Below are 17456 nucleotides of genomic sequence, written 5' to 3'. Positions count from 1 at the left end.
CTTTGATCACGCATTTATGAAGTTTTTTCGCAGCTGCGCGATGCCCGTTCCGTCAAAAAACAAACGCCACTTTTGGCAGAAAGCTTTAGCAAACGGGGGCTTGACCTATATTAGTTGTGTCAAGGGGCTCGCTGGTAATAAGTCTCGGTTGCAAGTGCCACTGAAGGGCTTAAAATCAGAACGAAAAGACCTACATATTGAGGCAGGGCGGGGTCGGCAGATGGGCATTTGGGTACAGGTTTCATGAGGCATTTCAATACAGTCATGCAAAGCAAGACCGATGGCGGGAACGGGCCGGAAAACGGCACCGTTGTGGTCACGCGCACGCAGCCCAAAACCAAGAAGCCCAGCCTCTACCGTGTCCTGCTACTAAACGACGACTACACCCCCATGGAGTTCGTCGTACATGTCCTGCAGCGTTTTTTCCAAAAAAGCCTTGATGATGCCACGCGCATCATGCTGCATGTTCACAATCACGGTGTCGGTGAATGCGGAGTATTTACATACGAAGTCGCCGAGACCAAAGTGAGCCAGGTCATGGATTTTGCCCGCCAGAATCAGCATCCGCTGCAATGCGTGATGGAGAAAAAGTGAGGTCTTATGCCATCGTTCTCTCCCAGCCTTGAAAGGGCACTGCATCAAGCCCTGACCATCGCAAACGAGCGGCATCACGAATATGCTACGCTCGAACATCTTTTGCTTGCCCTGATCGACGATCAGGATGCCGGCGCAGTGATGCGCGCCTGCAACGTCGATCTGGAGCACCTCAAGCGCGTCGTTACCGATTATATCGACCGCGAACTGGACAATCTCGTCACCGGCTATGACGAGGATTCCAAACCGACGGCCGCTTTCCAACGTGTGATCCAGCGCGCCGTCATTCACGTTCAATCTTCGAATCGCGAGGAAGTTACGGGTGCCAATGTGCTCGTCGCCATCTTTGCGGAACGGGAAAGCCATGCTGCCTATTTCCTTCAGGAGCAGCAGATGACCCGTTACGATGCCGTGAACTATATTTCACACGGCATTTCCAAGCGTCCTCAAAGCGGCGAAACCCGTTCGCCGCGCGGTGCCGAAAGCCCGAGCGAGGAGCAGCGCCCCGGTGGGGAGCAGGAAGAGGGACCGAAGAAGAAGCAGGACGCCCTGTCTGCTTACTGCGTCAACCTCAATGACAAAGCCAAAGCCGGTCGTATCGATCCACTGATTGGTCGCGACAGCGAAATCAGCCGGACGATTCAGGTTCTGTGCCGCCGCTCCAAGAACAACCCGCTTTATGTGGGTGATCCCGGCGTCGGCAAGACGGCCATTGCCGAGGGTCTCGCGAAACGCATTGTGGAAGGACAGGTTCCTGAAGCGCTTGCCGACGCGACGATCTTCTCGCTCGACATGGGCACACTTCTGGCGGGAACGCGCTATCGCGGTGACTTTGAAGAGCGTCTGAAGCAGGTCGTGAAGGAACTCGAAGAGTTTCCGGGTGCGGTTCTGTTCATCGACGAAATCCACACGGTCATCGGTGCCGGTGCGACTTCGGGCGGTGCGATGGATGCATCGAACCTGCTCAAGCCAGCACTGTCGTCCGGCGCAATCCGTTGCATCGGATCGACGACCTATAAGGAATATCGCCAGTTCTTCGAGAAGGACCGCGCGCTTGTGCGTCGTTTCCAGAAGATCGACGTCAATGAGCCGTCGATCCCGGATGCGATTGAAATCATGAAGGGGCTGAAGCCTTACTTCGAGGATTTCCACAAGGTCAAATACACGGTCGACGCCATCAAGTCGGCGGTGGAGCTATCCGCGCGCTATATTTCCGACCGAAAGCTGCCCGATAAGGCGATCGACGTGATCGACGAAACCGGCGCCAGCCAGATGCTGCTGCCGGAAAACAAGCGCAAGAAGACCATCGGCGTGAAGGAAATCGAAGCGACCATCGCGACGATGGCCCGTATCCCGCCGAAGTCCGTCTCGAAGGATGATGAACTCGTCCTGTCGCATCTCGATGCGGAACTGAAGCGTGTCGTCTATGGCCAGGATCTGGCTATCGAAGCGCTGTCGGCCTCGATCAAGCTGGCCCGTGCGGGTCTGCGTGAACCGGACAAGCCAATCGGCTCCTATCTGTTCTCCGGCCCAACCGGCGTCGGCAAGACGGAAGTTGCCAAGCAGCTTGCCGCCTCGCTTGGTGTGGAACTCCTGCGTTTCGACATGTCGGAATATATGGAGCGCCATACGGTTTCGCGGCTTATCGGCGCGCCTCCCGGCTATGTCGGCTTCGATCAGGGCGGTCTTTTGACCGATGGCGTGGACCAGCATCCGCATTGCGTGCTGCTGCTCGACGAAATCGAGAAAGCCCATCCGGACCTTTACAACATTCTGTTGCAGGTCATGGATCATGGCTCGCTGACCGACCATAACGGCAAGAAGATCGATTTCCGCAATGTGATCCTGATCATGACCACCAATGCCGGTGCGTCGGATATGGCCAGAGCGGCAATCGGCTTCGGTTCCACGCGGCGTGAAGGCGACGATATGGAAGCGATCAACCGGCTATTCACGCCGGAGTTCCGCAACCGTCTCGATGCGATCATTCCGTTCGGTCCTCTGCCGGTTCCGGTTATTCATCAGGTTGTGCAGAAGTTCGTTCTTCAACTCGAAGCCCAGCTTGCCGAACGCGGCGTTACCTTCGAACTGACCGAAGGCGCAATCGCATGGCTGGCCGACAAGGGCTATGATGAGCGCATGGGCGCGCGTCCGCTCGGACGTGTCATTCAGGAACACATCAAGAAGCCGCTGGCCGATGAAGTGCTGTTCGGAAAGCTCAAGCATGGCGGTACGGTACGCGTCGATGTGATCACCAAGGCAGACGGCAAGACCGATCTGTCGCTGGAATCCGTCGCCGAGCAGCCGGTGAAGCCGAAGAAGGATATTCCGGCCGAGAAGAAGATTTCTCCGCGCCGGAAGGCCGCGCCGAAGAAGGCTGAAAAGGAAAAGGTTCTGGCCGGTAAGGACGAACCAGCTCCGAAGCCAGCTGCAAAAGCGGCGCCGAAAGCTTCAAGCGCCAAATCGTCGGTGCCGAAAGTGCCGCGCAAGAAATAAATGCATGAACAGACGGCCCCTCTTCGGAGGGGCCGTTTTCGTTTGAAGTTTAAACTTATCGATCCTCGGTCAATTCTATTCTAACGTGGCTTCATGCCAGCGACTCATCTTCCAGATAAGCCTCCACATCAGGACATTGCGCCAGCGCATAGCGGCCAGCATTTTCGCTGGTTTCTGCGTGGTTGCAGCCGCATTTTCAGCATTCCGGCCATCTTGCTGATGAGTTCGTTTGTCGGCTTTGCCGGGCTTGCGATTGAAAGCGGCATTTCGGTCGGGCAGGCGGTGTTCATGACGCTGACCATCTGGGCACTGCCCGCCAAGGTCGTGCTGATCGGTGCCGTCAGTGCAGGCGCAACACTGCCTGCCGCTGCGCTCGCTGTCGGACTGTCCTCGGTGCGCCTCATGCCGATGGTAGTGGCGCTTCTGCCGGAACTCAAAGGGCCAAAAACGCGTAAGCTGACGCTAGCGGTGCTCTGCCATTTCGTGGCGGTGACGGCCTGGGTCATGGCGATGGAGGAGTTGCGCAATATTCCGCGTGACATGCGCACCAGCTATTTTGCCGGGATCGGCTCGGTTCTGGTTGGAACCAATGCGCTGGTGGTGGCGATTGTCTATATGCTGTCGTCTTCGTTCCCGCCGGTTGTGTTTGCAGCCCTTTTCCTGCTGACGCCAATGTATTTTCTGACCTCGCTCTGGCGGTCGGCGCGCGAACTGGCAGGGCAGGTCGCGATGGCGTCCGGCTTGCTGTTGTTTCCGCTCTTTCACCAGTTCATGCCGGGATATGACCTGCTCTGCACGGGCATTGTGGGTGGCCTGATCGCCTTTGGATTCCACAGAAAGCGCAGCATGACGAAGGAGAAGGCGCTATGAACTGGGACAGTTTTGACAGCCAGTGGTGGCCGTTCGTCTTCATCATTCTGGCGGGATCGCTGCCGACCTATATTTTTCGCGTCATGGGCGTAATCGTCGGCGGGCGAGTCCGCGAGGATTCCGAGTTTCTTGTGCTGGTGCGCTGTGTGGCAACCGCGCTGGTCGCGGGCGTGATTGCACAGCTTATTCTTTATCCGAACGGCGCACTTGCCGATTCGCCGATATGGCTTCGGGTCGGAGCCGCCGGTGCAGGATTTGCCGCCTATCTGATGGCTGGCAAGCGTTTGCTTGTCGGTATCGCGGTTGCGGAAATCCTGCTGATTGCCGGTCTGTTGACGCTCTAAGAGTGAGTCTTATCAGAGCGCTGCGCGGATTTTTTCAGCATTTGCTGAAAGAACGGCTGCGTCTTCCATCTGGCCAGTATGCGGCTTGAGAGCGACGCCTTCAAAACGCGGAATGACGTGGAAATGCAGATGATAGACGGTCTGGCCGGAAGCCGGTTCGTTGAACTGCATGACGGTGACGCCATCGGCATTGAAAGCCTTCTTCACGGCCTGCGCGATTTTCTGCACGGCGGCGATGACGACGGCCAGCTTTTCCGGCTTGGCGTCGAGCAGATTGCGCGACGGCGCCTTCGGCACAACCAGCGTGTGGCCGGTGCCCTGCGGCATGACATCCATGAAAGCGACGACATCGTCGGTTTCGTAGACGCGGGTGGACGGAATTTCACCCCGCAGGATTTTCGCGAAGATGTTGTTGTCGTCATAGGTGGCAGACATGCGATTCTCTCCAATGCTGGACTTTGCCAAATTTGACCGCATAGAGAGGCGTTAGGCAAGCTTCGTGGGGGCAGCTTCGTGGCGGTAGGGTGTGTGTTCCTCCAGTGCCTCATGAATTTGCTCGACCTCGCGCCGTTCCTGAACGAGATAGTCGCTCACCGCATTTCGGAAACTTTCATTGACGATGTAATGCGCGGAATGGGTCGTTACTGGCACATAACCGCGTGCAAGCTTATGTTCGCCCTGCGCGCCTGCCTCCACCACGCGCAGCTTGCGCTCGATGGCGAAGTCGATGGCCTGATGGTAGCAGACCTCGAAATGCAGATAGGGGTGGTCCTCGATGCAACCCCAGTGTCTGCCGAACAGCCTGTCCCCACCAATGAAATTGATGGCACCGGCAATATAGCGTCCGGCGCGTTTTGCCATGACCAGCAGAATATCCTCGGCCATGGTCTGGCCGATCAGCGAATAGAACTTGCGGTTGAGATAAGGGCGGCCCCATTTGCGGCTGCCCGTATCCATATAGAAAGCAAAGAAATCGTCCCAGACCGCTTCCGTCAGGTCGCTGCCGGTCAGCCAGACGATTTCAATGCCATCGGACAGCGCTTCGCGGCGTTCCTTTTTGAGCGCCTTGCGTTTGCGCGAAACAAGTTCACTCAGAAAGTCATCATAATTGGAAAAGCCGTTGTTTATAAAATGAAACTGCTGGTCCGTCCGGTGCAGAAAGCCCGCGCGTTCCAGCGCATTTATTTCGTCGGGCAGGGCAAATGTCACATGCGCCGAGGATACGCCTGCCTGATCGGTTAGCTCGCGCAAACCGCCTGCCAGTGCCAGCCGCACGGCTTCGCCATCATAGGCAATATGGTTGAGAAGGCGCGGCCCGGTTGCGGGCGTGAAGGGAATAGCCGCCTGAAATTTCGGGTAGTAACGCCCGCCAGCCCGCTCGAAAGCATCGGCCCAACCGTGGTCGAACACATATTCGCCCTGGCTGTGTCCTTTCAGATAGTTCGGTACAACGCCGAGCAATTCGCCACGATTGTTTTCAAGACGCAGATGGCGCGGCAACCAACCTGCTTTTCGGGAAACGGAACCCGATTCCTCCAGCGCGGACAGGAAAGCGCGGGTCGTGAAAGGATTATAGTTCGCGTCCTGCCGGGAGGCCCCGGCAAGACTGCCCCATTCGTCTTCCGTAAACTCGCTGATATTTTCAACGATGCGAAGAACGAATCTTTCTTCACTGTGCGGATCTTCGTCGTTCACCGCAAATCCTTTGCTCTCAGGCGACCAGTGAGCGAGGGTCGAACCCTTCGAACGTGATCTGTTCGACATTGAGTTCGCTGTGCTTCTGCATTTCCCGGTCGCGCACTGTCCAGCTGATGACCGGCATATGCAGCTTTTCCCGCACGAAGGTGACGAACGGGTTCGGCAGATGATGCACATTATAGGATACGAAGGAAATGCCATGCGCGAGCATGGAGAAATGCGCTTCGAAATCCTGCGTGCGGGTGCCTTCCGCCGTCAGCCCGCCCGGAATGCCAGGCGCGTCGCTTGCAAAGCGGCGGATCAGGTGATGATCGAACGACATGATGGCCGCTTCGCCCTTATATTCGCCAAGCTCGCGGGCAACGGCTGCGACCAGCCCGTCATCGCGACCTTCGATGCCCTTGAGTTCGATCACCAGCGGAACTCGTCCATCGACCAGATCAAGCATCTGGCGAAGCGTCGGGACGCGCTCGGCAGTGCCGCCGACGTTAAGCGCGGTTGCTTCGGAGAGCGTGAGGTCGCTGATGCGACCCTCGCGACCGGCAAGACGTTGCAGGTCGTCATCATGGAAAACGACCACGCCGCCGTCTTTCGTCAGATGCACGTCGCACTCGATAGCAAAGCCCGCCTTGGCGGCTGCCTCAAACGCAGCGAGCGTGTTTTCCCAGCGGGTTTTGTTCAGATCGTGCAATCCGCGATGCGCCACCGGGCGCTTTGCGAGCCAGTCGATGGAGGACATTATGCAACCTCGATAATCGCTTCGACTTCAACCGGCGCGTTGAGCGGCAGGCTGGCGACGCCGACGGCGGAACGCGCATGTTTGCCAGCATCGCCCAAAACGGCGACGAGCAGATCGGACGCGCCATTGGCAACGAGATGCTGTTCAACGAAATCAGCGGTCGAGGACACAAAAACGGTGATCTTCACGATGCGCTTGATTTTTTCAAGATCGCCGAGCGCAGCCTTGGCCTGTGCCAGAATGTTCACGGCGCAGGCGCGCGCCGCAACCTGGCCATGGGCAACCGTCAATTTGTCGCCAACCTGGCCAGTGTGCACAAGTTTGCCATTTTCCAGCGGCAGCTGGCCCGAAGTGAGCAAAAGCGAGCCTGTTTCAGCAAAGGGGACATAGTTTGCAGCCGGTGCCGCGGCTACGGGCAGGGATATACCCAGGTTTTTCAAGCGGCTTTCGATCGTGTCGGTCATTGCATTAATCCTTGCTTGCAAAGGGACTTCTCCGTCACCCTATAGGCAGAATCGGTGAAGCTTTTTGGGAAGGGTGCGTTTTTTGCCTCGCTTCCGCCACGAGTTTTTTTATCATGCTTGTCAACTCATCGGGAGATTCATGTATGCGTTTTTTGAAGCCGGGTTTTAAAGTGGTTGTTGCTGCAAGTGGAACCGCCGCCTGTGTGTGGGCAGGACTTGCGAGCGTGGCCCAAGCGGCTTCGACGGTAACGCTGGTGCCGCATCGCGCCGTTTACGATTTGACGCTGGACCGCGCCGATGAAAAGTCAGGCATCAGCGGTCTGACTGGGCGCATGGTCTATGAGTTCAACGGATCTGCCTGCGAAGGCTATACGACGAACTTCCGTTTCGTGACCCGCATCGACATGGAAGAGCAGCCGCAGCGCGTCACCGATCAGCAGACGACGACCTTCGAAGGCAGCGACGGCAAGAGCTTCCGCTTCGTCAACAAGACCTTTGTCGACAAGGAACTTGTCAAGGAAGTGCGCGGCGATGCCAAACTTGAAGGTGGCAAGACGGTGGTGGAACTGTCGAAGCCGAAGGAAAACAAGATTGATCTGCGCGGGACGCAATTTCCGACCCAGCATATGGAAGAGCTGATCGGCAAGGCTGAAGCGGGTCAGAAGTTCTATCAGACGTCGCTGTTCGATGCGTCGGAAGACGCCGACCGCGTGGTCGCCACCACAGTCGTTGTCGGCAAGGGGCAGACCCCGTCGGATGATGAAACCAAGTTCATGGGCCCTTTTTCCAAAGACCCGGTCTGGCCGGTGACGATTGCTTATTTCGATGACAAGGAAAAGCAGGACGGGCTGCCGATCTATCGCATCAACTTCAAACTTTACCGCAATGGTATCACGCGCGATCTCACCATGGACTATGGTGACTTCGCCATGCGTGGCAAGCTCGTGAAGCTGGACGTATTCGATGCGGCCAAGGAAAAGGCCAAATCCTGCAATTGAGGATGCCCAGATACGCCGTTTGGCGTTATATTGGCTGGATGACTTGCAATTCATGGCGCGATCGGTTAACAGCGCGCCTATTCCACACACGGGATTGGGCTTTTGCCGGGAGAAATCCGGCAAGAACCTCCGGTGGCGAGCAATCGCCTCAGCCCGTGGAGGTTAAACCGGAAAAGGAAAATAAAGATGGCATTGCCTGATTTCAGCATGCGCCAGCTTCTGGAAGCTGGTGTTCACTTCGGCCACCAGACCCACCGCTGGAACCCGAAGATGGCGCCTTTCATCTATGGCGCTCGTAACAACATCCACATCATGGACCTGTCCCAGACCGTTCCTCTGCTGCACAACGCGCTGAAGATCGTTTCGGACACCGTTGCTCGCGGCGGTCGCGTCCTGTTCGTCGGCACGAAGCGTCAGGCTTCGGACATCATTGCCGATGCAGCAAACCGTTCGGCTCAGTACTACGTCAACGCCCGCTGGCTCGGCGGCATGATGACCAACTGGAAGACGATCTCCAACTCGATCCAGCGTCTGCGCAAGCTCGACGAACTTCTGGCTGGCGAAGGCCAAGGCTTCACCAAGAAGGAACTTCTGAACCTTCAGCGTGAGCGTGAAAAGCTTGACCGCGCACTCGGTGGCATCAAGGACATGGGTTCGGTTCCTGACCTGATCTTCATCATCGACACCAACAAGGAAGCAATTGCTATCCAGGAAGCCAAGCGTCTTGGCATTCCGGTTGTTGCCGTGATCGATTCGAACTGCGATCCGGACCAGATCGACTACCCGATCCCGGGCAACGACGACGCTGCACGCGCTATCTCGCTCTATTGCGATCTGGTTGCACGCGCTGCTCTCGACGGTATTGCTCGCCAGCAGGGCGCAATGGGCATCGACATCGGTGCGCAGGCTGAAGCTCCGGTTGAGCCAGCTCTCGAAGCTCCGGCTGAAGGCGCTTAATCAGCGTTTGATTTCATCCATCCGTCATATCTCTGATAGAGGCGGATGGATAATCTCGTTTCATTCCGGCGCGGACGCGTGATTCCGAAGCACGTTTGACGGTTTTCGGGCAAATTCACGCTTCGTCAAAATGGCGCCGGTTCAAAGTTGGCACACCCATTCGGTGTGCCTTCGCTTTCGTGAAAGGCGACACAATGAGCATTTCCGCATCTCAGGTTAAAGAACTCCGCGAACTGACCGGCGCTGGCATGATGGACTGCAAGGCTGCTCTTGCAGAAACCAACGGCGACATCGAAGCTGCTGTCGATTGGCTGCGCGCCAAGGGCATTGCAAAGGCTGACAAGAAGGCTGGCCGCACGGCTGCTGAAGGTCTGGTTGGCGTTGCATCTTCCGGCAACAAGGCTGTTGTCGTTGAAGTCAACTCCGAAACCGACTTCGTTGCCCGCAACGACGCTTTCCAGGATCTGGTCCGCAAGATCGCTCAGGCTGCCCTGACCACCGACGGTTCGGCTGAAGCTGTGGCCAACGCCAACATCGACGGCAAGACCGTTACCGAAACTGCGAAGGACGCAGTTGCAACCATTGGCGAAAACATTGGTTTCCGTCGTTCGGCTGCTCTGTCCGTTCCGCAGGGTGCAGTTGCAACCTACATCCACAACGGCGTTGCTGACGGTCTCGGCAAGCTCGGCGTTCTGGTTGCTATCGAAACCGCAGGTGACGCAGAAGCTGCAAACGCATTCGGCCGTCAGGTCGCCATGCACGTTGCCGCTATCAACCCGCTCGCTCTGACCGCTGAAGAACTCGACCCGGCTGCTGCCGAGCGCGAAAAGGCGATCTTCATTGAGCAGGCTCGCGAATCCGGCAAGCCGGACAACATCATCGAAAAGATGATCGAAGGCCGTATGCGCAAGTTCTACGAAGAAGTTGTTCTTCTTTCGCAGGCTTTCGTCATCAATCCTGACCTGACGGTTGCAGCTGCCCTCAAGGAAGCTGAAAAGGCCATCGGCGCTCCGGCTAAGATCACCGGCTTTGCCCGTATCGCACTTGGTGAAGGCATCGAAAAGGAAGAAAGCGATTTCGCTGCTGAAGTCGCTGCTGCAGCCAAGGGTTAATCGGCTCTGGTCTTCCTCTGAAAGCGTATTTGCGCTTTCAGAACATGCTTTAGCCTGAAAAGGCTTTTGATTATGAAGGGCATCGCGTGACAACGCGGTGCCCTTCGTGTATCGGAACGCAACACAATCACTTTATTACGATCAGTGGAGAGCATTCCATGTCCGGCAAGCCCGCCTATAAACGCGTCCTTTTGAAAGCCTCGGGCGAGGCATTGATGGGCAGTCAGGGTTTCGGCATCGATGTCTCCGTTGCAGATCGTATCGCCAACGATATCAAACAGGCCCGGCTGCTCGGCGTCGAAGTCGGCGTGGTGATCGGCGGCGGCAATATTTTCCGTGGTGTCGCGGTGGCGTCCAAGGGCGGCGACCGCGTGACGGGTGACCATATGGGTATGCTGGCGACGGTGATCAATTCGCTGGCGCTGCGCACCTCGCTGCACAAGATCGGCGTGGACGCCGTTGTTCTCTCCGCCATAGCAATGCCGGAAATCTGCGAGAGTTTCTCGCAGCGTCAGGCGACGGCCTATATGGACGAGGGCAAAGTGGTGATTTTTGCAGGCGGTACGGGCAATCCGTTCTTCACGACCGATTCAGCGGCAGCGTTGCGCGCCGCAGAAATCGGCGCGGATGCGCTTTTGAAGGGCACGCAGGTGGACGGCATCTATTCGGCTGATCCCAAGAAAGACCCGACCGCGACCCGGTTCGACACGCTCACCCACAAGGAAGTTCTCGATCGCGGACTGGCTGTCATGGATACGGCAGCTGTTGCCCTTGCGCGTGAGAACAACATTCCGATAATAGTCTATTCCATCCATGAAAACGGCGGCTTGGCCGAAATTCTGCAAGGCAAGGGACGTTGCACGATCGTTTCCGATAATTGATCGACACTGATCGTTCACATGCCTTGCTGCGTATCGAAGGAGAATATGCATGAGTGATGCTTTTGACATCAACGACCTGAAACGCCGCATGGAAGGCGCAGTCAATTCTTTGAAGCACGATCTGAACGGTCTTCGTACCGGTCGCGCTTCCGCCAGCCTGCTTGAGCCAATCACCATCGAAGCCTATGGCGCGACGATGCCGATCAATCAGGTTGCCAATATCACGGTTCCGGAATCGCGCATGCTTTCGGTTTCCGTTTGGGACAAGAGCATGGTTGGCGCCGTCGAGCGCGCTATCCGTGATTCCGGTCTGGGCCTCAACCCGATCACCGACGGCATGACACTGCGTATTCCGCTGCCGGAACTGAACGAACAGCGCCGCAAGGAACTGGTCAAGATTGCGCATCAATATGCGGAGCAGGGCCGTATTGCCGCTCGCCATGTGCGTCGCGACGGTATGGATACGCTGAAAAAGCTGGAGAAGGACGGCGACATCAGTCAGGATGACAGCCGCGTTCTGTCCGAAAAGGTGCAGAAGCTGACCGACGACACCATCGCCGAGATGGACAAGGTCGTTGCTGTCAAGGAAGGCGAAATCATGCAGGTCTAGGACCTGTATGACGTTCGTAAAAGGAGAGCCAGGAATGTCCGATCCGCGCCACATCGCCATTATTATGGATGGCAATGGCCGTTGGGCGAAGGCGCGCGGCTTGCCGCGTAGCGCCGGGCATCGTGCTGGCGTGGAAGCGCTGCGCGAAACGGTGCGGGCGGCGGGTGATCGCGGTCTTGGCTTTCTCACGCTTTTTGCGTTTTCTTCCGAAAACTGGTCGCGACCGAGCGGTGAGGTCAATGACCTGCTCGGTCTGCTCAAACTGTTTATCCGTCGCGATCTTGCCGATCTTCATCGTAACAATGTGAAGGTCAGCATCATCGGCGAGCGCGAAGGGCTGACCGACGATATTCGTGGGCTGCTCACCGAAGCAGAAGCGCTGACCCGCCGCAATACCGGTCTCAATCTGGTGATTGCCTTCAATTACGGGTCTCGCGACGAGATCGTCCGTGCAGTCAAGAGCCTGGCGCGCGACGTCGCTGCCGGTCGTCTCGACCCGTCGTCAATTTCCGCCGAGCTGCTCTCGGCAAATCTCGATACCGCTTCCATGCCCGACCCGGACCTCATCATCCGCACCAGTGGCGAGATGCGTCTGTCGAATTTTCTGCTTTGGCAGGCCGCTTATGCGGAATTTCTGTTTCTGCCCGGTCACTGGCCGGATTTCCGTCCGGCCGATCTCGATGCTGCCTATGAAGTGTTCCGTCAGCGTGAGCGCCGCTTTGGTGGTGTGGAGGCGCGGAGCAGTCTTGAAGACGGCCTCGTCGAATGCGAAGAGGGCAGCCGGGCAATGGGGCAATAGGTGCGGCATGACAGATCGTTTCGCAGCCGTGCTTCGTCATTGCTCTGTTCCATCGCATCGCATGCTCTGACGTAGTGCAAGCCGAAAGGTGTCAATGTCCAATCTGCAAACCCGTATTCTCACCGCCATCGTGCTCGGCGCATTGGCCTTGTGGCTGACCTGGGTAGGCGGGTTGGGTTTCACGCTTTTCGCTATCGCTATCGGTCTGGCGATGTTCTACGAATGGACGGCGCTGAGCGCTCCACGTCAAACATCGTTTTCGCGGGTTTTCGGCTGGCTCTGGCTGGTCCTGACAGCCATCCTTCTTATTCTGGACCGCAGCGCGTTGCTGACCATCGGCACGCTTTTGCTGGGAACGCTGATTCTTCTCGCCACGCAGTGGAAAACCGGGCGTGGCTGGCCTGCCGCCGGACTTTTCTATGCCGGGTTCTCGGCGATATCGCTTTCGCTCCTGCGCGGTGACGAGCCCTTCGGCTTTACGGCCATCGTTTTTCTGTTCGCCGTCGTCTGGTCCACTGACATCGCAGCCTATTTCAATGGTCGCGCTTTGGGCGGGCCAAAGCTTGCGCCGCGTTTTTCGCCCAACAAGACATGGTCTGGCGCTATTGGCGGTGCTGCGGCGGCGGTCGCTGGCGGCATTCTGGTCGCTTCGCTGGTGGCGACACCGGGTAGCCTGATCGTGCCGTTGCTGGCGCTTCTGCTCTCTATCGTTTCGCAGATCGGCGATCTGGCGGAATCCTGGGTGAAGCGCCAGTTCGGCGCCAAGGATTCTGGCCGTCTTCTGCCGGGGCATGGTGGCGTGCTGGACCGTGTGGATGGGCTTGTCGCCGCCGCTGCACTTCTATACCTCTTTGGTGCCGTGATTGCGGAGCCGGATGTGCCATCTGCTATCTTTTTCAGTTTCTAAGCGGCAGACGATTCGTAGAGTACGAGGGTCGATGCCGTGCTGTGGCCGCTGTCGATCACTGGGTGATTTGTAAGGAGTAGTCATTTGCAGGAGGGTCTGGCCTTTTTCTTCGGCGGTGAAAGCCTGCTTGTCGGGACAATCGTACCGTTCCTTTTCGTTCTCACAATCGTCGTATTCGTGCATGAGATGGGGCATTATCTGGTGGCGCGATGGTGCGGCATCGGTGCGCAGGCATTTTCAATTGGCTTCGGCCCCGAACTTCTCGGCTTCACCGACCGTCGTGGAACCCGCTGGAAGCTCTCTGCAATCCCGCTTGGCGGCTATGTGAAGTTCATTGGCGATGAAAGCGAAACCAGTTCGCCCGTCGGTGTGGCTAACAATGCACTGAGCGAGGAGGATCGCAAGCGCGCGTTCCACACTCAGCCGGTCTGGAAACGTGCGGCAACGGTTTTTGCCGGTCCTGCTTTCAATATCATCCTGACCATCGTGATTTTCAGCGTCTTCTTTGCGCTTTATGGGCGGCAGATCGCCGATCCCCTGATTGCGGGCGTTCAGCCGAACAGCCCGGCTGCGGCTGCCGGTTTTGAACCCGGTGATCGCTTTATCAGCGTTGAGGGCGAGAAGATCACCACTTTTGCCGATGTACAGCGCATCGTTTCGGGCCGTGCAGGCGATACGCTCGACTTCACGGTGGAGCGCGGCGGCAAGATGGTTGATCTCAAGGCGACGCCCGCAACCGTCGAGAGAACCGATCCGCTCGGCAACAAGGTGAAGCTTGGCGCCATCGGTGTCGAGACCACGGAAGCGGTCGGCAATTTCCGCCGTATTGAATATGGTCCGCTCGAATCAGTCGGGCAGGCGGTGATGGAAACGGGCTTCATCATCAGCCGCACAGGTGAGTTTTTCACACGTTTCGCCTTTGGCCGTGAGGACAAGTGTCAGCTCGGTGGGCCGGTCAAGATCGCCAATATGGCGAGCAAGGCGGCGAGCGCCGGCTTTGACTGGTTGATACAATTGACGGCTATGCTCTCCATCGGGATCGGGCTTTTGAACCTGTTTCCCCTGCCGCCGCTGGATGGCGGGCATCTGGTTTTCTACGCGGTCGAAGCGGTCAAGGGCAGCCCGGTTTCACCGGCGGCGCAGGAAATTTTCTACCGCATCGGATTCCTTCTTGTGATGGGATTTATGGGGTTCGTACTTTTCAACGACCTCTTTGCCTGCTAGATCAAATGCCGACTGTCTCAGGCAGCGGTCCTAGGAATTGAAATCTTGGGGGATGACGATCTTGGGGATTATTGGCCAGACCGGCTTGTCCGGTTAAGCTGACTGCAGTGAGGCGACGCTTTGACCGACGGAGGCCGGGCAAGGTGTTAAACAGAAGTGAACATTGGGAGCGACGACCAGAAAAGCTAAGCAATCTGTTTACCATAACTCACAATTCGCGTGGCATGGATGCCACGCTTGTTGCCTAAGTAAACAGAATTTAACCGCAACGCTTGCTTGTATGGAAAAACCGGCTAATACGGTTGTATCTGTACGCATTTTTCTGGGTTAATCGTCCCGGGGACAGAAACGAAGGTTCGGAAAGCCTATGACGGCAAGTTCTAAATTCTTTGGCGCCGCGTCCGCGCTCGCCATGTCGGTGGCTCTAGTGGCTTCGGGTACTGCTGCGCTCTCGCTCGCATCCGTGAATGTCGCGGAAGCTGCCGTTGTGAGCCGTATCGATGTTCGCGGTAATACGCGCGTTGATGCTCAGACCATTCGCGACAATATCGACATTCGTCCGGGTAAAGCCTTCACCAGCGCCGATATCGATGCCGCTGTGAAGCGTCTTTTCGGCATGGGCCTGTTTTCCGATGTTCGCATCAACCAGTCTGGCAGCACGCTTGTCGTGACCGTCAGTGAGCGTTCCGTGGTCAACAACGTCCTGTTCCAGGGTAATAAGAAGATCAAGGATCCTGACCTGACGCGCGCCGTGCAGCTGAAGCCGCGTTCGCCTTTCGATGCGGCGACGATGGAATCGGACAAGGAAACGATCAAGGCTGCCTATGCACGTATCGGACGCAGCGATGCGACGGTTAATGCGCGCACTGTCGATCTCGGTCAGGGTCGCGTCAACGTTGTCTATGAAGTCAATGAAGGCTCGCGCACCAAGATCGAAAATATCGAATTCGTCGGCAATCAGGCCTATAGCGGTCGCCGTCTGCGCGACGTCATCTCCACCAAGCGTTCGAACCCGCTGTCGTGGCTGACCCGTAATGACGTTTATGACGAAGGCCGTTTGCAGGCTGATGAAGAAACGCTGCGTCGCTTCTATTACAATCGTGGTTATGCCGATTTCCGCGTTGTTTCGTCGAATGCGGTTCTCGATCCGGCTACCAATGAATACACGATTACGATCACCGTCGATGAAGGTCAGCGTTACACCTTCGGCGATGTGAGTGTTGAAAGCACCGTTGATGGCGTCAATACAGACGCTTTGTCCGGTCTCGTGAAGACCCGTTCGGGTCGCGCCTATAGCGCCAAGGAAGTTGAAGATTCCGTTCTGGCTGTAACTGAAAGTGTTGCCGGCAGCGGTTATGCCTTCGCCAAGGTTGAGCCACGCGGTGACCGCAACTTCGAGAATCGCACGATCTCGGTTGTCTATAGCGTTGATCAGGGTCCGCGCGCTTATATCCAGCGCATCGAAATCCGCGGCAACGACAAGACGCGCGATTACGTGATTCGTCGTGAGTTCGACATGAACGAAGGCGATGCCTTCAATCAGGTCATGGTGCAGCGCGCCAAGCGTCGCCTTGAGGCTCTGGACTTCTTCCAGACCGTCAACATCTCGACCGCTCCGGGTTCCGAGCCGGACCAGGTGATTCTGGTTGTGGATGTTGTCGAAAAGTCGACGGGTGAATTCTCCATCGGTGGCGGTTACACCACCGGCGGCGAAACGCCGGGTGCGTCTGTCGAAGGTGCAATCACTGAGCGTAACTTCCTCGGTCGCGGCCAGTATATCCGTCTCAGCGCCGGTGCCGGTCAGGACGATATGCGCAATTACGGCCTGTCCTTCACGGAACCGTATTTCCTTGGCTATCGCATTTCGGCTGGCTTCGACGTATTCCGTCGCAGCTATCGCGTGAACGATGACTACGACGTCGAGCAGACTGGCGGTACGATTCGCTTCGGTCTTCCGGTCACGGAAAACTTCTCGGTCGGTCTCGCTTACAACCTGGTTCAGGAAAAGTATGACCTGTTCCGCGACAATATTGCTGATTACTATGCGCCTGCTCTGCAGGAAGCTGCAGAAAACAGCCCATGGCTTCGCTCGTCGGTCAGCTATTCGCTGACGTATAACACCATCGATGACATGAAGAATCCGCATGAAGGCCTCTTTGGCAAGTTCACGCAGGAATTTGCAGGTCTTGGTGGCGATGCGAAGTTCCTGAAGACGACTTTCAAGGGTAACTACTATAAGACGCTGGCGCAGGAAGCCGACATTGTCGGTATGCTGGGTGTCGGTGGTGGTTACATCCACGAATTCGGCGACGACGGCGTTCGTATCTTCGACTTGTTCAAGAACAATTCGGATATCATTCGCGGCTTCAAGTTCAACGGCATTGGTCGTTACCAGGATTCTGCCAGCGGCCAGCGTTACTGGATGGGCGGCACGACCTACATCAACGGTACGGCTGAAGTGCAGTTCCCGATGCCTGTCGTACCGGAAAGCCTCGGTATCCGTGGGGCATTCTTCGCTGATGCGGCCATGCTCTATGGCGGTGACGACGTGTTGGGTAATCAGCCGGTTCTCGGCGACGACAAGAAGCTTCGCGCTTCGGTCGGTCTCAGCCTGATGTGGGCTTCGCCGTTCGGTCCGTTGCGCTTCGACTACGCATTCCCGGTCGCGAAGGCTGATACTGATAAGGTTCAGAACTTCAACTTCGGTGTTTCGACCAAGTTCTAACCGATTTGCCTTTCCCCGGGGCGGCTACGCCCCGGGAG

At 56.9% G+C, this 17456-nt stretch carries 17 protein-coding genes; 13 read left to right on the top strand and 4 right to left on the bottom strand.

Annotation, left to right across the window (positions count from 1 at the left end; all coding sequences use genetic code 11):
- Positions 1 to 243: 243 nt before the first annotated feature.
- From clpS to ABWW11_RS07585, 4 genes are all read left to right on the top strand, one after another.
- Positions 244 to 594: an ATP-dependent Clp protease adapter ClpS gene (clpS, locus tag ABWW11_RS07600; RefSeq protein WP_109369180.1), complete on the top strand. Its 351-nt coding sequence runs from the start codon at positions 244 to 246 to the stop codon at positions 592 to 594.
- A 6-nt stretch (positions 595 to 600) separates the two neighbouring features.
- Positions 601 to 3090, top strand: a complete 2490-nt coding sequence (gene clpA, locus ABWW11_RS07595; protein WP_124916003.1) for an ATP-dependent Clp protease ATP-binding subunit ClpA — start codon at positions 601 to 603, stop codon at positions 3088 to 3090.
- A 219-nt stretch (positions 3091 to 3309) separates the two neighbouring features.
- The gene (locus tag ABWW11_RS07590) at positions 3310 to 3960 is read left to right on the top strand and encodes an AzlC family ABC transporter permease (protein ID WP_109370248.1); all 651 of its coding nucleotides are present in this window, start codon (positions 3310 to 3312) and stop codon (positions 3958 to 3960) included.
- Positions 3957 to 4304, top strand: coding sequence for an AzlD domain-containing protein (locus ABWW11_RS07585; protein WP_109369178.1), 348 nt, complete (start codon positions 3957 to 3959; stop codon positions 4302 to 4304). The genes ABWW11_RS07590 and ABWW11_RS07585 overlap by 4 nt, the downstream gene beginning before the upstream one ends.
- A 12-nt stretch (positions 4305 to 4316) precedes the next feature.
- Here ABWW11_RS07585 and ABWW11_RS07580 read toward each other — a convergent pair whose 3' ends face one another.
- The 4 genes from ABWW11_RS07580 to ABWW11_RS07565 are packed head-to-tail and all read right to left on the bottom strand — an operon-like array spanning position 4317 to position 7205.
- On the bottom strand, positions 4317 to 4739 hold the full coding sequence (locus tag ABWW11_RS07580) for an HIT family protein (RefSeq protein ID WP_109369177.1): 423 nt from the start codon (positions 4737 to 4739) through the stop codon (positions 4317 to 4319).
- 51 nt (positions 4740 to 4790) lie between these two features.
- A complete protein-coding gene (locus ABWW11_RS07575; RefSeq protein WP_109369176.1) occupies positions 4791 to 5999 on the bottom strand; it encodes a GNAT family N-acetyltransferase in 1209 nt (402 codons plus the stop codon).
- 16 nt (positions 6000 to 6015) lie between these two features.
- The gene (locus ABWW11_RS07570; protein WP_109369175.1) at positions 6016 to 6741 is read right to left on the bottom strand and encodes a glycerophosphodiester phosphodiesterase; all 726 of its coding nucleotides are present in this window, start codon (positions 6739 to 6741) and stop codon (positions 6016 to 6018) included.
- On the bottom strand, positions 6741 to 7205 hold the full coding sequence (locus tag ABWW11_RS07565; protein ID WP_109369174.1) for a RidA family protein: 465 nt from the start codon (positions 7203 to 7205) through the stop codon (positions 6741 to 6743). The genes ABWW11_RS07570 and ABWW11_RS07565 overlap by 1 nt, the downstream gene beginning before the upstream one ends.
- Before the next feature lie 143 nt (positions 7206 to 7348).
- Between ABWW11_RS07565 and eipB the strand changes: the two genes are divergently transcribed.
- From eipB to bamA, 9 genes are all read left to right on the top strand, one after another.
- Positions 7349 to 8203: a cell envelope integrity protein EipB gene (eipB, locus tag ABWW11_RS07560; RefSeq protein ID WP_109369173.1), complete on the top strand. Its 855-nt coding sequence runs from the start codon at positions 7349 to 7351 to the stop codon at positions 8201 to 8203.
- Positions 8204 to 8389: 186 nt separating this feature from the next.
- Complete coding sequence (rpsB, locus tag ABWW11_RS07555; protein WP_109369172.1) at positions 8390 to 9160, top strand: 30S ribosomal protein S2; 771 nt, start codon at positions 8390 to 8392, stop codon at positions 9158 to 9160.
- 194 nt (positions 9161 to 9354) lie between these two features.
- Complete coding sequence (gene tsf / locus ABWW11_RS07550) at positions 9355 to 10272, top strand: translation elongation factor Ts (protein ID WP_109369171.1); 918 nt, start codon at positions 9355 to 9357, stop codon at positions 10270 to 10272.
- Between the two features lie 158 nt (positions 10273 to 10430).
- Entirely contained in the window at positions 10431 to 11153 is a 723-nt protein-coding gene (gene pyrH, locus ABWW11_RS07545; RefSeq protein ID WP_109369170.1) for a UMP kinase, read from the top strand.
- Positions 11154 to 11202: 49 nt separating this feature from the next.
- Positions 11203 to 11763 (top strand): ribosome recycling factor, encoded by a 561-nt coding sequence (gene frr / locus ABWW11_RS07540; RefSeq protein WP_078340836.1) that lies wholly within the window; start codon positions 11203 to 11205, stop codon positions 11761 to 11763.
- Positions 11764 to 11797: 34 nt separating this feature from the next.
- Positions 11798 to 12562: an isoprenyl transferase gene (locus ABWW11_RS07535; protein ID WP_109369169.1), complete on the top strand. Its 765-nt coding sequence runs from the start codon at positions 11798 to 11800 to the stop codon at positions 12560 to 12562.
- A 94-nt stretch (positions 12563 to 12656) separates the two neighbouring features.
- Entirely contained in the window at positions 12657 to 13469 is an 813-nt protein-coding gene (locus ABWW11_RS07530) for a phosphatidate cytidylyltransferase (RefSeq protein ID WP_109369168.1), read from the top strand.
- A gap of 84 nt (positions 13470 to 13553) precedes the next feature.
- Positions 13554 to 14693, top strand: a complete 1140-nt coding sequence (gene rseP / locus ABWW11_RS07525) for an RIP metalloprotease RseP (RefSeq protein ID WP_319080487.1) — start codon at positions 13554 to 13556, stop codon at positions 14691 to 14693.
- Between the two features lie 367 nt (positions 14694 to 15060).
- Positions 15061 to 17418, top strand: coding sequence for an outer membrane protein assembly factor BamA (gene bamA / locus ABWW11_RS07520; protein WP_235858874.1), 2358 nt, complete (start codon positions 15061 to 15063; stop codon positions 17416 to 17418).
- Positions 17419 to 17456 lie beyond the last annotated feature (38 nt).

The sequence above is a fragment of the Brucella sp. NBRC 113783 genome, from assembly GCF_040372265.1.
Taxonomy (GTDB): Bacteria; Pseudomonadota; Alphaproteobacteria; order Rhizobiales; family Rhizobiaceae; genus Brucella; species Brucella teleogrylli.
This window is presented reverse-complemented; position numbering and strand designations above follow the sequence as displayed.